This window comes from Mucilaginibacter gossypii (assembly GCF_900100945.1).
Classification (GTDB): domain Bacteria; phylum Bacteroidota; class Bacteroidia; order Sphingobacteriales; family Sphingobacteriaceae; genus Mucilaginibacter; species Mucilaginibacter gossypii.
In genome coordinates, this window is the sequence record NZ_FNCG01000018.1 from 12,123 (window position 1) to 33,369 (window position 21,247).

Genomic DNA, 21,247 nt, shown 5'->3' on the forward strand with positions numbered 1-21,247 from the left:
ACGGAAATAGCAAACCCGCAAAAACTGTTATAATAGTAGTACCAGGTATTGAGGGTACAAGCACGAAGGTTGTAATCGGAAAAAAAAGCATCAAAAAATTAACGCATCTCTTTACAAAAGCTGCATCAGCATCGGTATCCAACATATAGGTTGGCCCATTTATCATTAAGTTCCTCATGTGCTATAATTGAATCAGCCGAAGCATTTGTCTCATTGCGCAATACTTGTTAAATAAGTATTTAAGCAAATATTGCAAAGTTTTATCCATTAATAACCGGACTTGATTGATTGGGTGCTTTATGTGAAATATTGTATAATAGTGTGCTAAATTTACATTCCCTCCCACTGTTAGCACTTACCGCCTTTGACGGTACCGGCAATTACAAAAACACCAGCCCCATAGATTCAGGCGGTTTTTATAATAGTTTGCCTTATCGATTCGCGCTTTTTGTCGATTTTTTTCGGGAACACAAATAACCAGGCGGTGTACTCGTTTTTCACTGCTATTTTATACAAAAACAGAGGTATAAATATGCCCGCTAATGTACCTGCAACACAATTAACAGCAAGATTATCTACTTTTAAAATTTTTAATAAAAAAATGCGCGTTCCACTTGCAACAAGCATATGGGCAAGGTAAATAGGCAGTGACCGTTTTCCGATATAACCAAGTATCGAAAGAAAATTTGCTGCTATTGCCAGCCTTGAAAGCTGAACTACTAACACCGATCCCGCGACACCCACTAAAAACTTCGACAAGATTGTTGAATTGAAAGGAGAAATTCCGGTTAAATAAAAGTATTCCGTTGCCGCAAAAGCAATTATCCCTGCCAACAAAAAACTCCACTGCCCCATTATTAGAATAAACCTCCGGCTTTGAGAAAACAATATCCCTATATTGAAAAATATTAAAAATTGAAAAGTGTTATTAAATGTTTCGGGCACAAACTGCCTGAATAAAACATATGCAACCCATAATGCTGTTGAAAAATAGATCCCTGCCGCAGCGTTTAGCCGGAATAAAAAATAATTAATCATTGTTATGAAAAACAATGCATATAAAAACCAGAACTGATCCCTTGGTATTATTAGGCAGGTAATTAATTCGGCCAAGGGTGTTTGCGTATTGGTATAGGGGCTCATGGTAGAAATTAGGATCTCGGCCGATGTTTGTAGTATAGACCAGATAATAAACGGATAAACCAATCCCCTAATTTTGTCGAACAGAAAATCCTTTTTATATAATGACGACATAAAAAAGTATCCAGACAACATAAAAAACAAAGGCATATGAAAGCTATAGATAAATTTATCAGACAACTCAAAGAAGCTTGCATATTGGTTAAACAATCCTTTTACCGGCCTGATTTCTCGCAACACATGGCCGTAAACAACCAACACAATTCCCACTCCTTTAGCATAGTCAACCCACAACAATCTATCGCTTAGGTTATGGAGCTTAGTTACCCCTGGTGTTTGTGCTTGGATGTAGCTCTGCATATTAAAAATTTCTGTTTGCGGAAAAACTAAACTAACGGGTTTTAACTAAAGTTAACCTCACTTAAATACAATTGATACTAAAATGTGTATTTATGAGATATTAAGAATTGTAACAGCATACAACTAGTCACTTTCGGAATCTGTTCAACACTACTTTATAGAAATAATTATGGTTTACTTCCGATCACACTTAAAAGCTGTTCGAGGGTTATAGGTTTTATATGATATGCACAAACATGCGGGTACAGCATACATCGTTGCATATCCTTAGGACTCATTGACGAAGATAATATATGAACTTCAATATTTTTTGTAAACAAGGGATAAATCTGCTCAAACTTATCCAAAAATCGATAGCCATTAAACTTAGGCATATACAAGTCCAAAAATATAATTTCAGGCAAATGATCTTTATCAGTAGCACATTCTTTTAATTCCCGAAGTGCGCCAACCGCATCTGCCGTTGTTATACAGGATTTAAATAAATGATACTTTCTTTGCAGAAGTGTCAGAATATAAAGATCCAACTGATTATCATCAATATATAAGACATTTTTCAACATATATTAAAAGCCTGTACAACACCCTAACCTTCAACAATACTAACCTATCAATTTATCTAAATTGTTTAATGCTGCTACTTCTAAAAACCCCAAAATGCTCATTTTTAGTGAAACAATTGATTAAATATTGTGATAATAACGCCGTTTTTTATGGCAAAATTTACCGAATTAATGCTAATCCAGTGTTAAGAGACTTTTTCATTCTCTAATTGTTAAATTTTTATAAAACAATCTCGATTTGGGTTAAAATTTACCTCTGCGGGTAACTATTTGACTACAGAACTCAAAAATTATTCATAATCTTTTTCACATTAAGAAAAAAATAGGTTATATTGGAAACATATTCACTTGTTAGCATCCTTCTAACTTGGGTATTAAACAACTAAACTTTATTGACATATGGAAAAACATTACGGACAAATAATTGAATACGTTATCAGGAAAAAAGGCTATAATATAAGCGATCTGGCCCGAAGTTTAGACATCAACAGAAGATCGTTGTATAACTGGTTTAATCAAAAGGACCTGAGTGCCGCACATATCTTTAAAATTGGAAATGTTATACGGCATGATTTTTCAGTTGAATTTCCTGATATGTTTACTAAAGATGATTTTAAGTTTATCAATCAACGTTACGCTGATAACATTTTGGTTTCAACCACTCAACAACAATTAACGGACTGGAAGGAAAAATATTTACGCCTGTTAGAAGAATATGATACAGCAGTACTAATTACCGACAAGAAGTGGTTAGTGACCGCAAAATAAATTTTTCTTTTTTCGCCGACAAATAGCTCTTCCATCACCTTTACTATTAAAGTTATTGTGTGTAATTTTATGCTAAATACACACAACTGAGAAACTTTCTGTCTCATAACGGCGCGTTTCGGGTCAACTAAATACCTCTATTATAGTATTTTATAACCACTACGATAAAACCCTATTTAACAGGCCAATCGCATGATAAAAATCCCAATCAACACTATCTAACTAGCACTTGTTTTGCTGTTTTTAAGCAAGCAAACTGGTGTGGATGGAGGTACTTAGCGAGCTCGCGTACAGGGGAATCCCTTTCTTAACACTAGCCCAACGCTTCAGATTTGAACCATATCAGCAAGTCTATTTTTGCGTTGGATTTCAACAAACCTCTTACCCTCCTCTCCGGCAGTTGAAATTCACTGGGATGACGACAAAACGGGGAAACGACTATGTATCGATTTCCTCAAAAGCTTTTTATTTGCAGACGCGCCGGGCGGCTTTATTGAAGAAACAGAAAAAATTGGCTTGGCAGACGGGTATTGAATATGGTTATATAATGAAAGGGTTTGTACTAAGACCAGGCTGTTTTTACGAAAGCCCCTGTTTAAGCAACAGACGATACCGGATTAGAGCTTGGGGTTAGGTATAAATTCTTTAAATTCCATTTCTCTTACTTAATAGCCAGCTAACAGAATAGTACATTAGCTAATACTCTATGTTTTACCTAGCTGCATATTTTGGTAGAAATCATAATATACAAAGAAACTAATTTTAAATCACCATGCGCTGCTGTACACATTTGCTCAATTATTCTCAATAAAATCGCAATCTCATTTAAGCAGCTGTAACGGCACTTTTTTTTGGTAAAATAGCTGGAAATTCAGCAAAATGGGAAAACAAAAAAGAATTTTGATCACCGGAGCCGCAGGTTTTTTAGGCTCTCATCTCTGCGATAGATTTATCCTTGGGGATTATCATGTTATAGGGATGGACAATTTAATTACCGGCGAACTCCGCAACATAGAACACCTGTTCAAACTAGAAAACTTTGAATTTTATCACCATGACGTATCTAAATTCATTTTCGTTCCGGGAGAATTAGATTATATTTTACATTTTGCATCACCAGCAAGTCCTATTGATTACTTAAAAATCCCCATACAGACATTAAAAGTGGGCTCACTGGGCACTCACAATTTATTGGGATTGGCCCGGGCTAAAAATGCCAGGATTCTTATAGCTTCAACCTCTGAGGTATATGGAGATCCTTCCGTTAACCCCCAGCCCGAAGAATATTGGGGCAATGTAAATCCTGTGGGGCCAAGAGGCGTTTATGATGAAGCAAAACGTTTTCAAGAGGCCATTACAATGGCGTACCATACATTTCATGGTGTGGAAACAAGAATTGTGAGGATATTTAACACATATGGGCCAAGGATGAGATTAAATGACGGCCGCGTGCTGCTGGCCTTTATTGGGCAGGCTTTACGAGAAGAGCCTTTAACTATATTTGGCGATGGTTCGCAAACTCGTTCTTTTTGCTATGTTGATGATTTGATTGAAGGAATATATCGCCTTCTGCATAGCAGCTATGTTCAACCCATGAATATAGGTAACCCTGATGAAATAACGATACGCCAGTTTGGAGAAGAAATACTTAAATTAACAGGGAGCGACCAGGAACTAATTTGTTTACCATTGCCGACCGATGATCCGAAACAACGCAGGCCCGATATAACGAAAGCCAAAGCTATATTGGGATGGGAGCCGCAGGTTTCGCGAAACGAAGGATTAAAAATAACGCTTGAGTATTTCAAATCTCTTTCAAAAATGGAGATTGAGCATAAGGATTTTTACTACTATAACAAATAACAAAATAACAATGCCGGTGTGCTTTTGGCTTACCGGCATATGCTATTTATGAAGTCCCTGCATTATATCATCGTACGACGGCTAATTATTCATTGACAACCTTCGAAAGTGCCCTCTTTTTGACAACGTATCAATAAGTTTAGCATTGTAAATATTTACACCCCGTTGGTTTAGATGGCTATCATCATAGTACATGCTATCCGGAAGGTTTAATATTTTATTGAAATTATAGTATTCACCAAGGCTGGAAAATACCCTATCTATTTCATCATTATTTTGATATGAAGCATAATTGCTTCTTGAAAAGGGTGCCTGGATAATTACGAATTTTATTTGTTGCGACCGCAACTCATTTAAGCCTGCTTTAAAAGCTTCCAACTGTGTGGCAGAGATATTAACGTTTTGTTTAAATCTTGTTTTTTTGAATTGCAAATGCCTGAAAGATTGGACATATCCTCCGGGTATGTAGGTGTCTCCTTCATTGTCTGATAGCTTCTGCTTTTTTATGTGAAATTCATTATTGAAAGCACCAAACAGTAAGGTATTGTATAATTTGATGTTGTTAATTTTAAAGGATAAAGCAATAATATCTTTATCTATTAGTCCGCTTGATATGAGGTCAATTTGCGATTCAAGTCCATCAACGCCGAACAAAACCGGATAAACATCAACAATAACCAATTTAGGTTTTAATTTTGTTACGTACTTACCTAAAACATAACGCGTTTGTAAGGGCGATTGCGAGCTTGACCCTAAATTAAACATTGATATCCCCGATTTTTTGAATATTCTGGGATCGTACCCGCGATAGGCGTGCGACGACCCTGCTACCACCAAATCAACATTTTTTATTTTCGAAACTTCATCAAATCGTTGCCTGGTAAACCCCATGCCACCGAAATAATTAAAATTCACTGCAAATGATGCAGGCACTATTGTGCCATATAATAGTATTAGTACAACATAAAATAAGCTGCAAAACACAGAAAAAAAGAAAAATCTGAATACAAATTTTTTCATGATCTAAAACTGAAAATAAATAAAATCAGAACCACCGGTTTGCATGTACATTCCTATAAAAACTATGATAATTGAATAAAAGCTCCAACGCAAAATGGGTGGCCATCTCAAACCAACATTCTCTATAGCATATCTCCCCTCCCTTCCAATCCATTCAACCGCCATAAAAACTACCAGGATCAATAACATTACCGGGCGGGGAGGATTATGGGGAGCAGTGAACAAGCTGCGGTTAAAAAGATCACCTATAATTTGAAAAGCCTGGCCAATACTGGCCGATCGGAAAAATATCCACGCAATTACAGTTAACGAAAATGTGGAAACCATTTGCATTAATTCCTTAAATGATGGTAGTAAACGACCCTGGGCTACGATTTCGAGGTTGTTCCGGTTTGTTTTCATCACAATGGATGGTATGATAAACAACGCGTTTAAAAAACCCCAGATTATAAATGTCCAGTTTGCGCCATGCCAGAAACCACTTACTATAAATATGATAAAAGTGTTTCTTATCCGCATCCAAAGGTTGCCTTTACTTCCGCCTAAAGGGATATACAAATAATCCTTAAACCAGCTTGATAACGAGATATGCCATCGTCTCCAGAACTCTGCCATATCGCGCGAAAAGTAAGGAAACGCGAAATTCCGAAGCAAGTCAATGCCAAAGAGTTTAGCCGTTCCGATGGCAATATCTGAGTAGCCTGAAAAATCCCCATATATTTGAAACGTAAACATCAAGGCCCCTAATGCTAACGTACTGCCTGTATAATTTGAAGAATGATTAAAAACCATATTGGCATATTCGGCGCAATTGTCGGCGATAATCACTTTCTTGAAAAGTCCCCACAAAATTTGCCGGCATCCGTCTATTGCCTTACTGTAATCAAAAACCCTTTTCTGCTTTATTTGCGGTAATAAGTGAGTCGCCCTCTCAATTGGGCCTGCTACCAGCAGTGGGAAAAAACTCACGAATAATGAATAATCTACAAAATTACGCTCCGGTTTGATCCGTCCTTTATATATATCGATAACATAAGATAGGCCATGAAATGTGTAGAACGAAATACCTACCGGTAGTATTACATTAATTGCAGAAGCGTGAAGCGTTATTCCGAAATGGCTGAAACTTGAAATCAACGATTCAGCGAAAAAGTTATAGTATTTAAATACACCTAAAAAACCAAGATTAACGGTTACACTTAGCCAAAACAAAAATCGCTTTAGTTTTAAGCTCTTTGCGTCTTCCATTTTCAACCCGGTGAAATAATCAAGTAAGGTTGAAAAGATCAATAAAAAAAGAAACCTGTAGTCCCAGCAAGAATAAAAATAATAGCTGGCTGCTAATAAAAGTATGTTTTGAATTTTTAATCCATTTTTATTTATTAACCAGTATAAACAGAAAATGATTGGTAAAAAAAAGGCGAAGTTAAGTGAATTAAAAAGCATAGGCTATTATTTTAAATAAAACCAGCTAAGTAGCTAAATATAAATTGATTGCATCGAAAATCAAATTCATTTCAGCTCCTTTTGCTATCGATAAAAATAGTAGGATTATATTAATAGAAAGCTTTTTTGAAGCGACAGTTTAATGCACAAAATGTGAGCAATTATGCGCAAAAACCAAACGCATATAATAGTAAGAGATGTAGCATGGGTTTTAATGCTTCAGGTTAACACTTGTGCTAACAACTGCATTGTTAAAGGTTTGGGTATATAGCTTTTAATAAAAGGGTAGCGCTGATTTATAATATTATCTAAAGGTTCAATTGAATTTGAAACGAGATGAACGTGTATAGGAACATTTAAATTGTTATTAATTTTTTCAAAATGTTCAAGAAACTCCCAACCATCCATAACCGGCATGTGTATATCTAAAAATATAATAGCGGGTAAACCACTTTCGTTTTTTAAATTAATTTCCAGGTCATGAAGAAGCATTTTTCCATTTTTATAAAAATCTGCCTTGATAAAAGGCGCATTTCGAAGCAAATTCTTAACAGAATAATGATACATCAAGTCGTCATCGACTATCGCTATTGATTTTATTGGCCTGTGATTTAGCATCGAAAAAAGCTCGATTTGCAAATCGAGCGTGACAGAAGATAAAAGTTCAGAACCACAAGTAGCACAACCGAACGATTGAGTAAGTACCGCTTCCTCACTCAATTTAACGGGCACACATTGGTAACCGTATACCGAATTTGGACAGTCTTTATTAAAGCAATAACAAATTGTAAATGTCGAATTTTTCATCACAACAAATCATCTGAGTAAAAGCTGAAACCAGGGTTTTTCCTATTTACTATCTCTTTACTTAAAAAAATAGAATGAGCCCTTTTCAGACCTTATTCTATATCATATAAACCACAATTGAAAAATCCACTTTCAAAAGTAATAAACGGGAACGGCAATAACCTTCTCACTGCTACCCAATATATTACACACATATGCCCATTTCTTTATATTAATTTATTGAGTTATTGGATTACTGATTGTTTTCTTTATTAGCCTGAGGCGATATATGTTTTTTTACATTTATCCAGCTTAAAAAGGCAACAAATTTAACATAGCCCTATACAAGCCCGATCGAAGGACTAATTTATTTAGGAATTCCGGTAAAACCGCCGCGATGACGAAAAAAATCGGGCCGAATTTAAATTAGAAATTGTTCAGGGGACTGCCAGCAACTAGCCAATGCATTCATTCATTCTTCATGATTATAAATAATCTTTGTAAGAGAGTGTTGCGACGATCATTTGCTGGCAGTTTGTCCATTTTTTTTCATTGAAAATTAGTGCTTTTTTTTAGTTATTATTACTGATTATTTTCAAATAAACACAACAAACACCAATTGATTGCGTATGAATACATACAGCAAGAAACTCACGATGTTTATCAAAAAATGCACCTCCTTTTAGATATTATAAAATGAGCAACCAACGAAAACGCGCTTTGAACATTATCCGAACCAAAAAAAACTTAGCGGTTTTGAACTTGGTTAAGCTCGAAAAAGTAAAAATTGAATACCTTAAAAAAGAACTTAATTTTTTCCAGGAACCTGAATTCATTTCTTACTCCATGGGTACGCTTAAAGTAATTGACGGCCTCAATAAAAATGAGCTACTAAAAATTGAGTTGGAATCGTTGTTTGATAAGATGAGCAAGGCAAAAATGAGCCTCGATAATTACCATCAAGAGTTAGACCTTCTTATTAAAAAAGTAGACAGTAGCGATGTAGATACCGGTTCCTTCAATAAGGATCAGCGGACTAGTTAATTTATTTCACTTTTATTTATAGCAAGTGCTTCGTGTACATTACGTAGTACTGCTTCACTAACCCTGTGTGGCGATATACGAGTCATACATATATTATGGCTGCATTTTAATTTCCCGCAGCCAGTAGTAAAATCACAATCAACAGTCTCTTTTATAATAATTACCTGATCTTTGTATAAAGATATTGGTTTCCATTCATCGACATTAACCGTCCCGCTAAATATTAAAACTATTTTTCGATAAAGCAACGCTGCTATATGTGAAAAGCCTGAATCTAAACCTAAAAACAATGTGCATTTTTTAACGATGGAAATTGACTGTAACATTGAAAATTTGCCAACACCGTTGGTGACATTATTAAGCAGGGAAATCTCCGTCATTTCATCTGGCGATAAATCAGCCTCTACTCCCATCACATATACCGGAAAGTATAACGCTATCCCTTTAATTACCTGAATAAAATTTTGGACCGGCCATTTCCGCGCCTGTGCTCCAGTGCCTAAATGTACCAACACAAATTTTTCGGGTAATGTTACGCCCTCAATGGGATCACAGGGTAAATCGTTTGGCTCCCAGTATTCTGAAAACACTGGATCTGGCAAATTCAGATAGTTAAAAAGCGGATTAATCCTTTTTGATACATGCCCGCGGTGCACGTAAGGTAATTCTGCATCCAGTAAAGCACCGCCACCCCCTACGTTATAACCGGCAAATATTTTTTTTTTTGCAAAAAGCTTTAAAAATAAATTATTTCTTAGATCCCCTCTAACGTCAAACAGTATCCCTGTCTTTATTCTGCGTAGCTGATCCAAAAATTTCAGATAGGATATTTTTTTGTCTCTTGAAAAATAAGGGGCGTCGGCAACATACACAGCATCTATAAAAGGCACTTTAGTAGCTATTTTAAAGTTTCCGCTGCTAACTGCCAAGCTTATTTTGGCCCCCGTCATAATTTTTAAAGCCTTTATGGCGGGTAGCATTAATATCATATCACCAATATGAGCTAACTGTACAAGTGTTATCTCTTCTTTTTCATCACACTTAAATCTATGATCGTTTTGGCTTTTAAAAAAGTATGTTATCCGATCTATCAACTTAATGAACTTGATAGATCTTTCTGACGAATCAGGATAGAATCGATAATTAACCGGCGTTTTCATTGTTGTGTTTTCGCTTTTAAAATATTTAACAAGGAAACGGCATTGTCACATTGCCAGGTAAGCAGGAAATTGTGTGGCCTGATTGTCATTCAGACGCCTGGGCCTGAAGTCTTTCAATAATTTTTGTTGATGAAACACCGTCAACAAAAATTATTGTTTCTACCCGCCCCCCCCTGGCCTGCACTTCCTGGCTTCCAACTATGTTTTTCACAGTGTAATCCCCTCCTTTTACAAGTATATCAGGATTGATATTGGTGATCACGTTAAGTGGGGTATCATCTTCAAATACAACTATGGCATCAACAAAATATAATGCGGATAACAGAGCCGCCCTGTCGTGCTGGTTGTTTATAGGGCGATTAAGCCCTTTCAGGCGGCTAACGGAGGTATCAGAATTAAGGCCGATAATAAGTTTATCACCTAATTCTTTAGCCTTTAGCAAGTAACTAACATGCCCAATATGTAGAACATCAAAAACTCCGTTTGTAAAAACAATTCGTTGACCTTCATCTTTCCAGTTTGTTACCTGCTGCAGTAATGCCGGTAAATTATATACTTTTTCGCTTAATAATGCAGAAAGGCTGTTTTCCATTGTTTATAGGATATTATTCAAATAAATTATCAACTGCTTTACATAAGATATGCCCAATTAGAATGTGCATTTCCTGTATTCGGGCAGTAAAGATTGAAGGGACAATGATATTCAGATCACAACAATCATTCATTTTTCCTCCATCACGGCCAGATAAGCCTAATGTTTTACAATTTAAAGCCCTGGCTACGTCAAAAGCCTTAATAATACCAGCACTGTTACCACTCGTTGAAATGCCTATAAATAAATCACCTGCAGACGCCAAGCCTTCTAATTGTCTGGAAAAAACCTGATCATAACCGTAATCATTGGCTATAGCTGTGAGTGCAGATGTATCGGTAGTAAGTGCTATACCAGGTAATGGTTTTCGCTCTTTAACAAACCGGCCTGTAAGTTCGGCGGCAATGTGCTGCGCATCGGCAGCACTTCCGCCATTTCCGGCAAGTAAAACTTTATTACCGGCCTTAATGACTTCACAAATTATGGCACAGGCGGCTTCAATATCAGGAACAAGATTGTCAATCACCTTCGTGATAACGTCACGGTGATCTTTTAATTCATCAGAAATCATGATAATTTAAGTTGTAGATGTTATAATGTAAAGATTTATGGCACCAGCTGAATGCCTTGTACTCCTCTTTGGGTAAGATCTGCCAGGATTTCCTCAACCGTAGTAGTAACCGCGCCTAAACGACGAATTACAATAGCAGCCGCATGATTGGCAAGTTCGCAGGCATCCGCCAAATCCATGCCTAATGAAATGAAGTAAGCAATACAGGCAATTACGGTATCTCCGGCACCCGTAACATCAAAAACTTCTGTAGCTTTTACCGGCAGCTCAACATGGGAGTCGGGCGAAAGGAGGACCATCCCTTGTTCTGATAGTGTAACTACCAGGTAAGGCACTTCGGTTTGATCGAATATAACGTTAGCCGCATTCTTCAGTTTTTCAATTGAATTAATATTTTCAGATTTTGAAGCTTCAGCAAGTTCTTTTCTATTTGGTTTTATAAGGAAGGCCCCTTTGTACTTTTTGTAATCAAGGCCTTTGGGGTCAACAATAACTCGTTTGCCATGTTGTGTGGCCAATGCAACAACGCGGTTTGTGAAAGATTCTGTAAACAACCCCTTATTATAATCGGATAGCACTACCAAATCGGTTTCCTGAACTGCATCATTGATTTTGTCTATCAATTCATTCTCAAGCGCTGTGGAAATCGGATGTACAACCTCGTTATCAAGCCTGAGCAACTGATGGTTCCCAACCAAAACCCTCGTTTTTAACGTGGTAACCCTGGTGCTATCTTTTACTATCAGGTCTGTTTCTAAAAAATCGATCTTTAAACGGTCAATTAACTGAACTCCGGCATTATCATTCCCAATCATTCCGGCTACGCTAACATTTGCGCCTAAACTAACCAGGTTTTGGATCACATTAGCAGCACCGCCCAATGTAATCGATTCATTTTGAATATTAACAATTGGAACGGGTGCCTCGGGCGATAACCGGCTAGAACTACCATATATGTAACGGTCAATCATCAAATCGCCAACTACCAATATTTTAGGTTTTTGTTTGAATTGTATCTCTGATACTTTTTGTGTTAACATACAACTTGGCTCTTAAGTTAAAAATTTTGTTAGTAGGCGTTTTCCTCGCCTTTTATAATGTTGTAAACGGTTTTATAAACTATTTTCAACTCGAGCCACATCGACCAATTTTCCAGGTACCAGATATCGTGTTTAACTCGCTGTTCCATAAGGGCAGGATCGTGGGTTTCACCTCTGAAACCGTTTACCTGGGCCCAGCCAGTTATACCAGCTTTTAGAAAATGCCTTACCATGTATTTATCAATGATCTGGCTATATTGCTTTGTCATGTTAAGCGGATGCGGACGCGGGCCAACAACGCTCATATCGCCAAGCAATACGTTAAAAAACTGTGGTAACTCATCGAGGCTGGTACGCCGCAGGAAAGTTCCGATTTTTGTAACCCGGCTATCATTTTTAGTGGCTTGTAAATCTGCCTGGTTATTCACCTTCATGCTCCTGAACTTATAACACAAAAATGACTTGTTGTCCCTACCGCTTCTTAACTGTTTAAACATCACCGGACCACGGCTTTCAAGCTTGATCAGCAGCCCGATAAGTGGGTATAACCAACTTAACAAAAAGACAATGACCAACAAACTGAACAAAATATCAAAAACCCTCTTTTTAAAGCGATTTTCAATCTCTTCCAATGGTTCGTTACGATTACTTAATACTGCAAAATTTCCCATGTAACTTAGTTTCAAGCTATTCACAGTTGAGTTTGATATATCCGGTACAAGTTTTAACCTCAGGCAGGATTTATCCGCCTCCTCTTGTAGTTTATTATATTCAGTGATACGCTCTGGGGATAGAGACACGTAAACATCTCTTATGCCAGAATTTGCTGCACTAACAATCTGCTCTTTAACAGATTCCAACAACTCACCGCCATTATCAAGTATCGAGTTATCCTCCTGATTTAAAAAACCCTGAAAGGAAAAGTGATTATCAGTATCTTGAAAAAAGCCGGCCAACCGAAGCCCCATCGAATTCAAACCTATTACAGCGACAGATCGCGTGATGTTGAAATTCTTTTTAAGTGTCCGTTCAAAAGCGGCTCCTAAAACCCGGCTCAACGCCAGGCCTACCAGAACCAGTAAATAAAACAGAAAAATTAAAGTGAAGGAGAATTGATGAGCTTTTGCCAATACGACGAATGACAAAAACAGCACAGAAAATACAATAAAGCTCTTTACTGTTAACCGGTAGATATTGTCAAGACGATGAATTGATTTGCTTGTATAAAGGCCGGATAACAATGCTGCAAGCAACCACAGATAGTTTGCACTCATCACCGATCCCATATCAACACCTGTCTTATCATAACCCAGCAAATCAACGACCAGCAAAAATGACAGGTTAATTACAGCAAGATCGGTGACGGCCATCACAAAATAAATTAAAAAAAGGTAGCGTGTCTTCATAGGAGTGTTTTTTAAAATACCATGTTTAGAATGCTTTCAAATTAACTTCGCCTAAATATTTAAAATAAAAAAATAATAAGCTTAACAACTCAAATAGAAAAAGTTAACAAACTAATGGCGAATTCTTTAACAATAATACAATATACACGCTACTCTTTCAGGCAAATTATGATTCTGGCACTAATATGTATAAAACTGTGCAATCTCAAATTGTTACGGTAAATCGTGGTTGAATGAAGGTATAATCACCACTCTGCCATTACGCAACAGAAGGCACAGAATCGTTAATAGTTTTCCGCCCAATACTGTTATAGTAGAATCCTAATTCGGTCATTTTATCAAGGTCGTAGAGATTCCGGCCATCGAAAATCACTTTCGCTTTCAAGCTTTTTTGGATTAGCGCAAAGTCTGGGTTCCTGAAAATACTCCACTCAGTTAATATTAACAAGGCGTCTGCACCTGCCAGTGCATCATAATGGTCATCAACATATTCGATCTTATCACCAAGCAGGTATTTTACGTTATTGGCGGCTTCCGGGTCGAACGCTACAATTTGAGCGCCTTCATTAAGCAATTCGCCAATAATTTCCAGCGCTGGAGCTTCTCTGATATCGTCAGTCTCGGGTTTAAAAGCAAGCCCCCAAATAGCAAACTTTCTCCCTTTCAAATCGTCGTTATAGTACTTTTTCAACTTCTCAACCATAATTTTTTTCTGTATGGCATTCGTTTCCATAACGGCATTCAATATCCGGAAATGATAATCATTATCTTCTGCCGATTTTGCAAGCGCCTGAACATCTTTTGGAAAGCAGCTACCGCCGTAGCCTATACCTGGAAATAAAAAGCGCTTGCCAATACGATCATCCGAACCAACCCCCAATCGTACCATATCCACGTTGGCACCAACAAGCTCGCACAAATTGGCTATTTCATTCATGAAAGTGATTTTTGCGGCTAAAAATGAATTAGCTGCATATTTTGTTAATTCAGATGATCTCTCATCCATGAAAATTATGGGGTTACCTTGCCTTACATATGGCGCGTATAATTCCGCCATCAATTTCCTGGCCCTTTCATCCGTTGTGCCAACGACAACGCGGTCAGGCTTCATAAAGTCTTCAACTGCAACGCCCTCCCTTAAAAATTCCGGATTAGATACCACAGCGATTTCAATATCAGTATGCTGTTTGAAAACGGCCCTTACTTTATCGGCTGTTCCAACCGGCACCGTTGATTTTGTGACTATTACTTTGTAATCGGTTATCAAATTAGCAATATCTTTAGCTGCGCCCAGCACATAGCTTAAATCTGCTGATCCGTCTCCGCCCGGAGGGGTTGGCAACGCGAGGAATATTACCTCGGCGTGTTCTATCGCTTCAGCCAGGTTGTCTGTAAAACGTAATCTTTCATGAATGATGTTTCTTTGGAACAATGCCTCTAATCCGGGCTCATAAATTGGCAGCTGACCTTGCTGCATCATCATAACCTTTTGTTTGTTTATATCAACGCAGGTTACATCATTTCCAGTTTCTGACAAACATGTTCCGGTTACTAATCCAACATAGCCGGTTCCGACAATAGCAATTTTCATAATGATGTTTTTTTAAGGTTATTATTTAAATGAGTTATAATATTTATTGGCGTTGGGCACTTTTGCCGAGGCTTACCATAAATTTTTCGCGCGCAGTGATAATTGAAAGGTAATAACGGATATAAAACACGGTAAGCTTTTGTGTTAAATGAAGATCTTTGCCTTTCTTTACTATCAGTTTTATGCTTTTAATTGGAGGCCTCAGATCATAAAGGAAGTCAACAATGGTTTTGAACTTATTTTTGCCAGACGTCGAATTAAACCCGGATTGTCCTCCACCAACTCGCTTGGCCTTATTTATCAATTCAGATATATTTTTCCTTGCCGGATGATTTACTATAACATCCTCGGCGTATTTGATTTTATACCCGGCATCCCTTGCCCTTACCGACCACTCATAATCGCCACCCGACATTAAATCATCCTTAAAAATGCCAACAGCATCAAATACATGGCGATAGCTATACATGTTTCCTGTAACACCGGTTCCATCCTTATGGACGTAGATGTCCTGGTTAAAGGCATAAATTTTCTCGTACAATTCGGCTTCGGTAAGTTTATTTGAATGATAGTATAGCTTTATACTGCCGGCTATTCTATCGCAATCGGGATTTGCCTCCATAAAACTAACCGCATTTTTTACCCAGTTTATATCGGGGATACAGTCAGAGTCTGTAAAACCGATGATATTGCCGGTAGACATTGCGATTCCAGCATTCCGGGCAGCGTATGAGCCGGGCTTGCCTTCAACAATGATCTTGCAATTCTGAGGTATAAAATAATTAGCAGGTATTTTGTCGTTTGGGTAATTATTAACAACAATGATTTCAAATAAATCGTGATCATAGGTTTGTGCCTCAAGGGCGTTTAAGCACAACGACAATCTACTCCAGTCTTTATAAGTTGGAATTATTATCGTAACTTTTTTATTGTTCATACAGGCAAAATGTGATTGAAGTATTAGCGGATGATGTAATTTCTAATTCGTGTTCGCAGCCGCTTAACCTGCATTTTTGATTTAAGTAAAGCGGCACGGTGAAAAGGTATTCTATAAGGAAATTTTTTAAGCAAAACTTTAGCGTAAGCTGGCACATCAAAGTAATTGCGCATAATTTCCATGTAGATGTAGTTGTCAATGCATTCCTCTAATTCGGCAGTTAACATACCAATCAACTTAAGTTCTGTTCGGATCCGGACCCGGAAGTTGATACGGTTATCTAAAATTCTTTTGATTTTTTCTTTGTCTTTGCTTTTAGAGATGGAATTATCGGAAAAATGTATTATCGTATTAACATCAGGATCTGTAATTATTACAACTCCATTTTTTAGCAATCTAAACAGTAAATCATATTCTTGCGATGATGTAATATTCTCATCCCAGCCGCCTGCGCCATTTAAAGCTGCCCTGTTCCAAAGGTTGGAACTGGTGATACCCAGTTTAGAGTTGATCAGCCCCCGCCAAATGTGATGATCAACAGTCCTCCTGATTTCCTCCGGATTACCGGTATTATAATAGTTCAGTATGCACCCACCTGCAATAACACCCGTCTCCGGGTGTAGTGCGGTAATATTGAACTGATGGCTGAGTTTATTGGGCATCAGTTCATCATCCGCATCTAAGTATTGAATCCATTCACCACGAGCTTTTTTAAGGCCGGTATTGCGCGCTGCCGGTGCACCTGGTTTCTTCTCGTCTAAAACCCACACTTTACCGGGATAAGAAGAAGCATAACGCTCTAATATCTCCAAAGTATTATCCGTCGAATTATTATTTACCAGGATAATTTCGATGTGTTTATAACTTTGAACCAATACACTCCTAATGGCCCGTTCAACAAACCTTGCAGCATTATGACATGGTATTATAACAGATATCATTATAAATTTAAGATTGCGTCCTCTTCGTTTTAAATCCTTGATAAAGTATCTTTAACTCATCGCCCATCAGTAAATAAACCAGGCCGAAGTACACTATGCAAAGGCAAATACCATTTATAATAAAGTTTATCCCAACCATTTTTAACAAATAAATGGTGATGAATGAAACCGCCGCCGCGATGAACGGTACCTTTAATTCGGTAAAAAAGTCTTTTACAGAAATTTTAACCGTCAATAAAAAGCTAAACCCATATTGTGCTATAAGCACCACAAAAAGTTTATTGATTAAAATTGCCCAGGCTGCTCCAACAAGTCCATCGTAGTATATCCCAAATGCCAGAGAAGGGAGAAATATAGCGGCTTTTAGAAGTTGCTGCTTCATCTCCATACCTGGCCGTCCTAAACCTCTCAACAAAGAGGTGTTCCCGCTAACCAGAATATGCAGCATGACAGAACCCGATAAAATCTGTAAAGGAGTTACGGTGTCGTGCCATTTGGCACCAAAAACATGGATAATAAAGGGCTCGCCATTTACGATAAAAAAGATCATTACCGGAAAAACCAGTAAACAATTGAATAAAACTACTTTTAGATAATACTTTTTAATTGCCACCAGATCGTTTTGCTTTTTTCCATAAATAGGATACATCACGTTATTGATAACAGCCATCAACCTTCCGCGAAAAGTATCTGTAAGCACAAAAGCCAACGTATACAAACCCAGGGCAGATGCGCCTAAAAGCTTGCCGATTAACAAATAATCAATGTTATTGTATAAATAGTTTAAGATATTAGAGCCGGTTGTGTAAACACCAAATCCAAATATTTCCTTAAATGCTTTTTTTTCACAAATGAAGGCCGGTTTCCACCTGGTTGCCCTGAAAAACAAAGGCATGGCAAAAAAAACATTACCAACTGAGTTAAAAACCAAAGCCCAAACCCCGGCCCCTTTAAACGCCATTACAAGGGCTATCAAACCAACTACAATATTTGATACATTATCAATATAAGCCAGCTTTTTAAAAGCCATTTGCTTTGTAAGCTGGGCCTTATGAACTAAATTAACCGGGCTTATTAAAATACCTATACTAAGTACCGGTATTACTGATTCAAGAATAGGTTTGTTATAAAATATTGCAGCCAGGGGCGCTACCGCAAAACTCATAACCAGAAACAACAACAGCGACCAGCCAACCCCGGTCCAAAAGGCGGTATGATAATGCTCCGAGCGTAAAGTTTCTTCTTTTTTCTGTACCAACGCTGCACCAACGCCCAAATCATTCAATACCTGTACAAAGCCCGTAAACACGGTTGCCATGCCTACTATTCCAAACTCGCCGGGAAAAAGCAATTTTGCTAATACCAGTTTTAGCAGAAAATTGAAGGATTGATTAACAACTAACTGAACAAAATTCCAAAAGATACCGGACACTACAACTTTTTTGTCGGACCCTGCTTTTTTGATATTTAGTTCTTGTGTGTTTTCGTTTGATAGAATTGCATTATCCATATAAGTTAAAAAAGTATAACAGTGTTTTATCGCCGGCTGTAAATCAATTTGCAGATTGAAGTAAGGCCGAGGGGACAAGTATTTTATGATATAATTCCAGGTAATTTTTGATATAGTTATCTGCCGAAAAATCACGTGACCGACGGATGCAATTTTGTTTTTTCCTCTCTACTTCATCACGGTTATCTAAAACATGCTGAAGTAAGTCTAAAAGGTTACCCTCGTCCGGTGAAAACAGCCAGGAACAATCAGCACTAAAAATCTCCTCCAGTCCTCCCCTGTCGCTTTGGCATACTGGTACGCCAAAAGATAGGGACTCAACTACAGTACGGCCGAAAGGCTCGTTCCAAAGCGCCGGGACAATCAGGGTATCAATACACCCATAAAAATCAGCTGGACTTATAACACCCAGAAACGCATGTTCAATCCCTGTAAGTTCAGTTTGTAATTGTGCTACAAATTCGGGGTCGCCTTTTCCGGCGAAAATAATTTTTAGCATATCTTTTTTATCGTCAGGAAGCTTTAACAACTCATCAACCAGGTATCTCACCCCTTTATCAGCTGCCACCCTTCCTATATAGCCTAACCTGAACTTTCCGGTTTCGGTGTTGTGCTTATGGTTTCCAGCCTTTAATACCGCATTGTAAATTGTAGTAGCGCGGCCATCTGCTATAGTGAAAAACTGACGGTGCTTTTTCAAAATGAAATCACTGATAGCAATGTAATGGTCTGGGTATGATAAAAAGTTTTTTTTTACCTGATGGGTAACCTTGCATGGTGCACATAAAGTGGCACAATTACCGTTATTAAACATGCTGCATTTGTGACACAATAAGTAATAATCGCGCATGGTGTGTACCAGGGGAATTCTGAGCTTTTTGATTGTAAGCCACAAAGCCGGTGAAAACCCCTGTATGGTATTTGTATTTACTATATCGGGCGAGATCCTTTTTAATATAGAGGTGATCCGGGTGTGATAAAACAGGTTACAAGAATCAATTAAATGCCAAATACTTTTCTTCAGATTAGAGACGCCATCAGTACCGCCATATATTGAGAAAATATTTTGTTGTTTCAGGCTGATTACGATTACTCCATTTACCCGGTAAACCTGATCATACAATCCGGTTGTTAATACATATACCTGGTGACCGGCATTTACAAGGCCTTCTGCCAAAATTTTAACAGAAACTTCGGCACCGCCCACAAAAGCAGGATAATAAAAACTGTTTGTTAGCAAAACTCTCATACACCAACTTTCTCCACTTTTTTAGCTTCTTTGAGGCTTGGTTCACCAGTGCTGCCGGTGTATTTTTCTGAAACAAAGGCTCTTATTTTTTCAATAAAATGATTTTCATCAAAACCGTGCGCGTGCGCGCTTATAAAGGTGGGATCAAACTCCAATTGCTCAAATAATAAAATTGCTTCTTTTAACGATTCGACAGTCTGGTGTTCAAAGAAAATCGCTGTTGATTTCATCGAATTATCGGTATAGGGGATCATTGTATCCAATACTCCCCCCTTATTATAAGCAATAACGGGTCTGCCCGATGCATTTGCTTCTAAGGGGGTTATACCGTAATCTTCCAATTGTGGAAAAATGAACGCTTTACAATTAGCGTAAAGTTTGGCAAGGTTGCGGGCATCAAGCCCGCTCAAAAATGTTATATTACTATTGGCTATTTCCTTTAGTTCCTTTTCTCTTGAGCCTTTGCCTACAATCAAAAGTTTTTTGTTTGGCATCTGGTTGAATGTCTCAATTACCAAGTCTACTTTTTTATAGGACTCGAAACGGGAAACCACCAAAAAATAATCGCTAACGGAATTTGAAACATAAAAATTCTCAATCCGCACGGGAGGGTTGATAACCACTATTGGATTATTTGGGTGGTAAGCTTTCTCAATTCTTGATACAACCTCCCTTGCATTTGTGATAAACCAGTCTGTACGATCGGCCGCCTCAATATCGATGCTTTTCAAAGTGGCCAGCACCTTGTTTAATATGCTCCTTTTTAGCTTGCCCGATTCTCTAACTTTTTCGTAAGAGTCTGGGCTCCAAACCAATCTAAAGGGATTGTGGCAATAGGTAATTACCAGTGCGTTAGCACCCGCTTTGATATATTTAGCGCAATGTGTTGTTGATTGAAGTATAACGTCATAGTCAGTTAAATCCAATCTTTGCATGGCCATCACCCCAAGAGGATAGAAAAAACGCTTCATGTTTTTTTCCTTTTTTATGAACTTACCAAACCAGCTTGTCCTGATATCACACGATTTGAACTCCGGATAAGTATTGGCGGCATCATAAGAAAGCGTATAAATTGGTGCCGATGGGTATGCATGGTGAAAACTTAAAGCCACCTGTTCTGCGCCACCTTTACGCACCAAGTCATCATGTACAATTGCGATTTTCATAGCTGTGAGATTTGTAATTTTAACGCAATACTTAAATTATTAGGGTCGGTTAGCAACCGGCTGATATCAGAGCCGTAGTCAACCACTTTCAACA

General features: G+C 37.8%; 19 protein-coding genes. 3 read left to right on the plus strand and 16 right to left on the minus strand.

Annotated elements, in window-relative coordinates; genetic code table 11:
• Positions 1-405: 405 nt before the first annotated feature.
• Both BLS28_RS25040 and BLS28_RS25045 read right to left on the minus strand, forming a co-directional pair.
• The gene (locus BLS28_RS25040) at positions 406-1,500 is read right to left on the minus strand and encodes an acyltransferase family protein (protein ID WP_091174157.1); all 1,095 of its coding nucleotides are present in this window, start codon (positions 1,498-1,500) and stop codon (positions 406-408) included.
• A gap of 167 nt (positions 1,501-1,667) precedes the next feature.
• Positions 1,668-2,063: a response regulator gene (locus tag BLS28_RS25045; RefSeq protein ID WP_091174159.1), complete on the minus strand. Its 396-nt coding sequence runs from the start codon at positions 2,061-2,063 to the stop codon at positions 1,668-1,670.
• Positions 2,064-2,462: 399 nt separating this feature from the next.
• Between BLS28_RS25045 and BLS28_RS25050 the strand changes: the two genes are divergently transcribed.
• Complete coding sequence (locus tag BLS28_RS25050) at positions 2,463-2,831, plus strand: hypothetical protein (protein WP_091174161.1); 369 nt, start codon at positions 2,463-2,465, stop codon at positions 2,829-2,831.
• 879 nt (positions 2,832-3,710) lie between these two features.
• Positions 3,711-4,694, plus strand: coding sequence for a UDP-glucuronic acid decarboxylase family protein (locus BLS28_RS25060; protein ID WP_091174165.1), 984 nt, complete (start codon positions 3,711-3,713; stop codon positions 4,692-4,694).
• Positions 4,695-4,775: 81 nt separating this feature from the next.
• On the opposite strand, the gene BLS28_RS25065 is transcribed toward BLS28_RS25060, so the two are convergent.
• From BLS28_RS25065 to BLS28_RS25075, 3 genes are all read right to left on the minus strand, one after another.
• Positions 4,776-5,714 carry a hypothetical protein gene (locus tag BLS28_RS25065; RefSeq protein ID WP_091174168.1) on the minus strand — a complete coding sequence of 313 codons (939 nt, stop codon included), beginning with the start codon at positions 5,712-5,714 and terminating at the stop codon, positions 4,776-4,778.
• A 3-nt stretch (positions 5,715-5,717) separates the two neighbouring features.
• A complete protein-coding gene (locus BLS28_RS25070; RefSeq protein ID WP_256337530.1) occupies positions 5,718-6,962 on the minus strand; it encodes an MBOAT family O-acyltransferase in 1,245 nt (414 codons plus the stop codon).
• A 417-nt stretch (positions 6,963-7,379) separates the two neighbouring features.
• Positions 7,380-7,880: a response regulator gene (locus BLS28_RS25075; RefSeq protein WP_176844562.1), complete on the minus strand. Its 501-nt coding sequence runs from the start codon at positions 7,878-7,880 to the stop codon at positions 7,380-7,382.
• 762 nt (positions 7,881-8,642) lie between these two features.
• Here BLS28_RS25075 and BLS28_RS25080 point away from each other — a divergent pair.
• The gene (locus BLS28_RS25080) at positions 8,643-8,990 is read left to right on the plus strand and encodes a hypothetical protein (RefSeq protein WP_091174180.1); all 348 of its coding nucleotides are present in this window, start codon (positions 8,643-8,645) and stop codon (positions 8,988-8,990) included.
• Here the strand turns inward: BLS28_RS25080 and BLS28_RS25085 are convergent.
• The 11 genes from BLS28_RS25085 to BLS28_RS25135 form a co-directional block, all read right to left on the minus strand.
• Positions 8,987-10,150 (minus strand): glycosyltransferase family 9 protein, encoded by a 1,164-nt coding sequence (locus BLS28_RS25085; protein WP_091174183.1) that lies wholly within the window; start codon positions 10,148-10,150, stop codon positions 8,987-8,989. The genes BLS28_RS25080 and BLS28_RS25085 overlap by 4 nt on opposite strands.
• A gap of 85 nt (positions 10,151-10,235) precedes the next feature.
• Complete coding sequence (gene rfaE2 / locus BLS28_RS25090; RefSeq protein ID WP_091174186.1) at positions 10,236-10,742, minus strand: D-glycero-beta-D-manno-heptose 1-phosphate adenylyltransferase; 507 nt, start codon at positions 10,740-10,742, stop codon at positions 10,236-10,238.
• A 13-nt stretch (positions 10,743-10,755) separates the two neighbouring features.
• Positions 10,756-11,313, minus strand: coding sequence for a D-sedoheptulose 7-phosphate isomerase (locus tag BLS28_RS25095; RefSeq protein ID WP_091174190.1), 558 nt, complete (start codon positions 11,311-11,313; stop codon positions 10,756-10,758).
• A gap of 35 nt (positions 11,314-11,348) precedes the next feature.
• Positions 11,349-12,353: a D-glycero-beta-D-manno-heptose-7-phosphate kinase gene (rfaE1, locus tag BLS28_RS25100; RefSeq protein WP_091174193.1), complete on the minus strand. Its 1,005-nt coding sequence runs from the start codon at positions 12,351-12,353 to the stop codon at positions 11,349-11,351.
• 29 nt (positions 12,354-12,382) lie between these two features.
• Complete coding sequence (locus BLS28_RS25105) at positions 12,383-13,759, minus strand: undecaprenyl-phosphate glucose phosphotransferase (protein WP_091174196.1); 1,377 nt, start codon at positions 13,757-13,759, stop codon at positions 12,383-12,385.
• A 259-nt stretch (positions 13,760-14,018) separates the two neighbouring features.
• On the minus strand, positions 14,019-15,350 hold the full coding sequence (locus BLS28_RS25110; protein WP_091174199.1) for a UDP-glucose dehydrogenase family protein: 1,332 nt from the start codon (positions 15,348-15,350) through the stop codon (positions 14,019-14,021).
• 43 nt (positions 15,351-15,393) lie between these two features.
• The gene (locus BLS28_RS25115) at positions 15,394-16,287 is read right to left on the minus strand and encodes a glycosyltransferase family 2 protein (RefSeq protein WP_091174202.1); all 894 of its coding nucleotides are present in this window, start codon (positions 16,285-16,287) and stop codon (positions 15,394-15,396) included.
• Between the two features lie 23 nt (positions 16,288-16,310).
• Entirely contained in the window at positions 16,311-17,228 is a 918-nt protein-coding gene (locus BLS28_RS25120; RefSeq protein WP_091174206.1) for a glycosyltransferase family 2 protein, read from the minus strand.
• 7 nt (positions 17,229-17,235) lie between these two features.
• Positions 17,236-18,738, minus strand: coding sequence for a lipopolysaccharide biosynthesis protein (locus BLS28_RS25125; RefSeq protein ID WP_091174209.1), 1,503 nt, complete (start codon positions 18,736-18,738; stop codon positions 17,236-17,238).
• A gap of 43 nt (positions 18,739-18,781) precedes the next feature.
• A complete protein-coding gene (locus BLS28_RS25130; protein ID WP_091174213.1) occupies positions 18,782-19,987 on the minus strand; it encodes a glycosyltransferase in 1,206 nt (401 codons plus the stop codon).
• The gene (locus tag BLS28_RS25135) at positions 19,984-21,153 is read right to left on the minus strand and encodes a glycosyltransferase (protein WP_218134510.1); all 1,170 of its coding nucleotides are present in this window, start codon (positions 21,151-21,153) and stop codon (positions 19,984-19,986) included. The genes BLS28_RS25130 and BLS28_RS25135 overlap by 4 nt, the downstream gene beginning before the upstream one ends.
• Between the last annotated feature and the right edge of the window lie 94 nt (positions 21,154-21,247).

Bases quoted from the DNA above. Each gene is read 5' to 3' on its own strand.
- BLS28_RS25040 (WP_091174157.1), bottom strand. From the start codon at position 1,500: ATGCAGAGCTACATCCAAGCACAAACACCAGGGGTAACTAAGCTCCAT.
- BLS28_RS25045 (WP_091174159.1), bottom strand. From the start codon at position 2,063: ATGTTGAAAAATGTCTTATATATTGATGATAATCAGTTGGATCTTTAT.
- BLS28_RS25050 (WP_091174161.1), top strand. From the start codon at position 2,463: ATGGAAAAACATTACGGACAAATAATTGAATACGTTATCAGGAAAAAA.
- BLS28_RS25060 (WP_091174165.1), top strand. From the start codon at position 3,711: ATGGGAAAACAAAAAAGAATTTTGATCACCGGAGCCGCAGGTTTTTTA.
- BLS28_RS25065 (WP_091174168.1), bottom strand. From the start codon at position 5,714: ATGAAAAAATTTGTATTCAGATTTTTCTTTTTTTCTGTGTTTTGCAGC.
- BLS28_RS25070 (WP_256337530.1), bottom strand. From the start codon at position 6,962: ATGGAAGACGCAAAGAGCTTAAAACTAAAGCGATTTTTGTTTTGGCTA.
- BLS28_RS25080 (WP_091174180.1), top strand. From the start codon at position 8,643: ATGAGCAACCAACGAAAACGCGCTTTGAACATTATCCGAACCAAAAAA.
- BLS28_RS25085 (WP_091174183.1), bottom strand. From the start codon at position 10,150: ATGAAAACGCCGGTTAATTATCGATTCTATCCTGATTCGTCAGAAAGA.
- rfaE2 (WP_091174186.1), bottom strand. From the start codon at position 10,742: ATGGAAAACAGCCTTTCTGCATTATTAAGCGAAAAAGTATATAATTTA.
- BLS28_RS25095 (WP_091174190.1), bottom strand. From the start codon at position 11,313: ATGATTTCTGATGAATTAAAAGATCACCGTGACGTTATCACGAAGGTG.
- rfaE1 (WP_091174193.1), bottom strand. From the start codon at position 12,353: ATGTTAACACAAAAAGTATCAGAGATACAATTCAAACAAAAACCTAAA.
- BLS28_RS25105 (WP_091174196.1), bottom strand. From the start codon at position 13,759: ATGAAGACACGCTACCTTTTTTTAATTTATTTTGTGATGGCCGTCACC.
- BLS28_RS25110 (WP_091174199.1), bottom strand. From the start codon at position 15,350: ATGAAAATTGCTATTGTCGGAACCGGCTATGTTGGATTAGTAACCGGA.
- BLS28_RS25115 (WP_091174202.1), bottom strand. From the start codon at position 16,287: ATGAACAATAAAAAAGTTACGATAATAATTCCAACTTATAAAGACTGG.
- BLS28_RS25120 (WP_091174206.1), bottom strand. From the start codon at position 17,228: ATGATATCTGTTATAATACCATGTCATAATGCTGCAAGGTTTGTTGAA.
- BLS28_RS25125 (WP_091174209.1), bottom strand. From the start codon at position 18,738: ATGGATAATGCAATTCTATCAAACGAAAACACACAAGAACTAAATATC.
- BLS28_RS25130 (WP_091174213.1), bottom strand. From the start codon at position 19,987: ATGAGAGTTTTGCTAACAAACAGTTTTTATTATCCTGCTTTTGTGGGC.
- BLS28_RS25135 (WP_218134510.1), bottom strand. From the start codon at position 21,153: ATGAAAATCGCAATTGTACATGATGACTTGGTGCGTAAAGGTGGCGCA.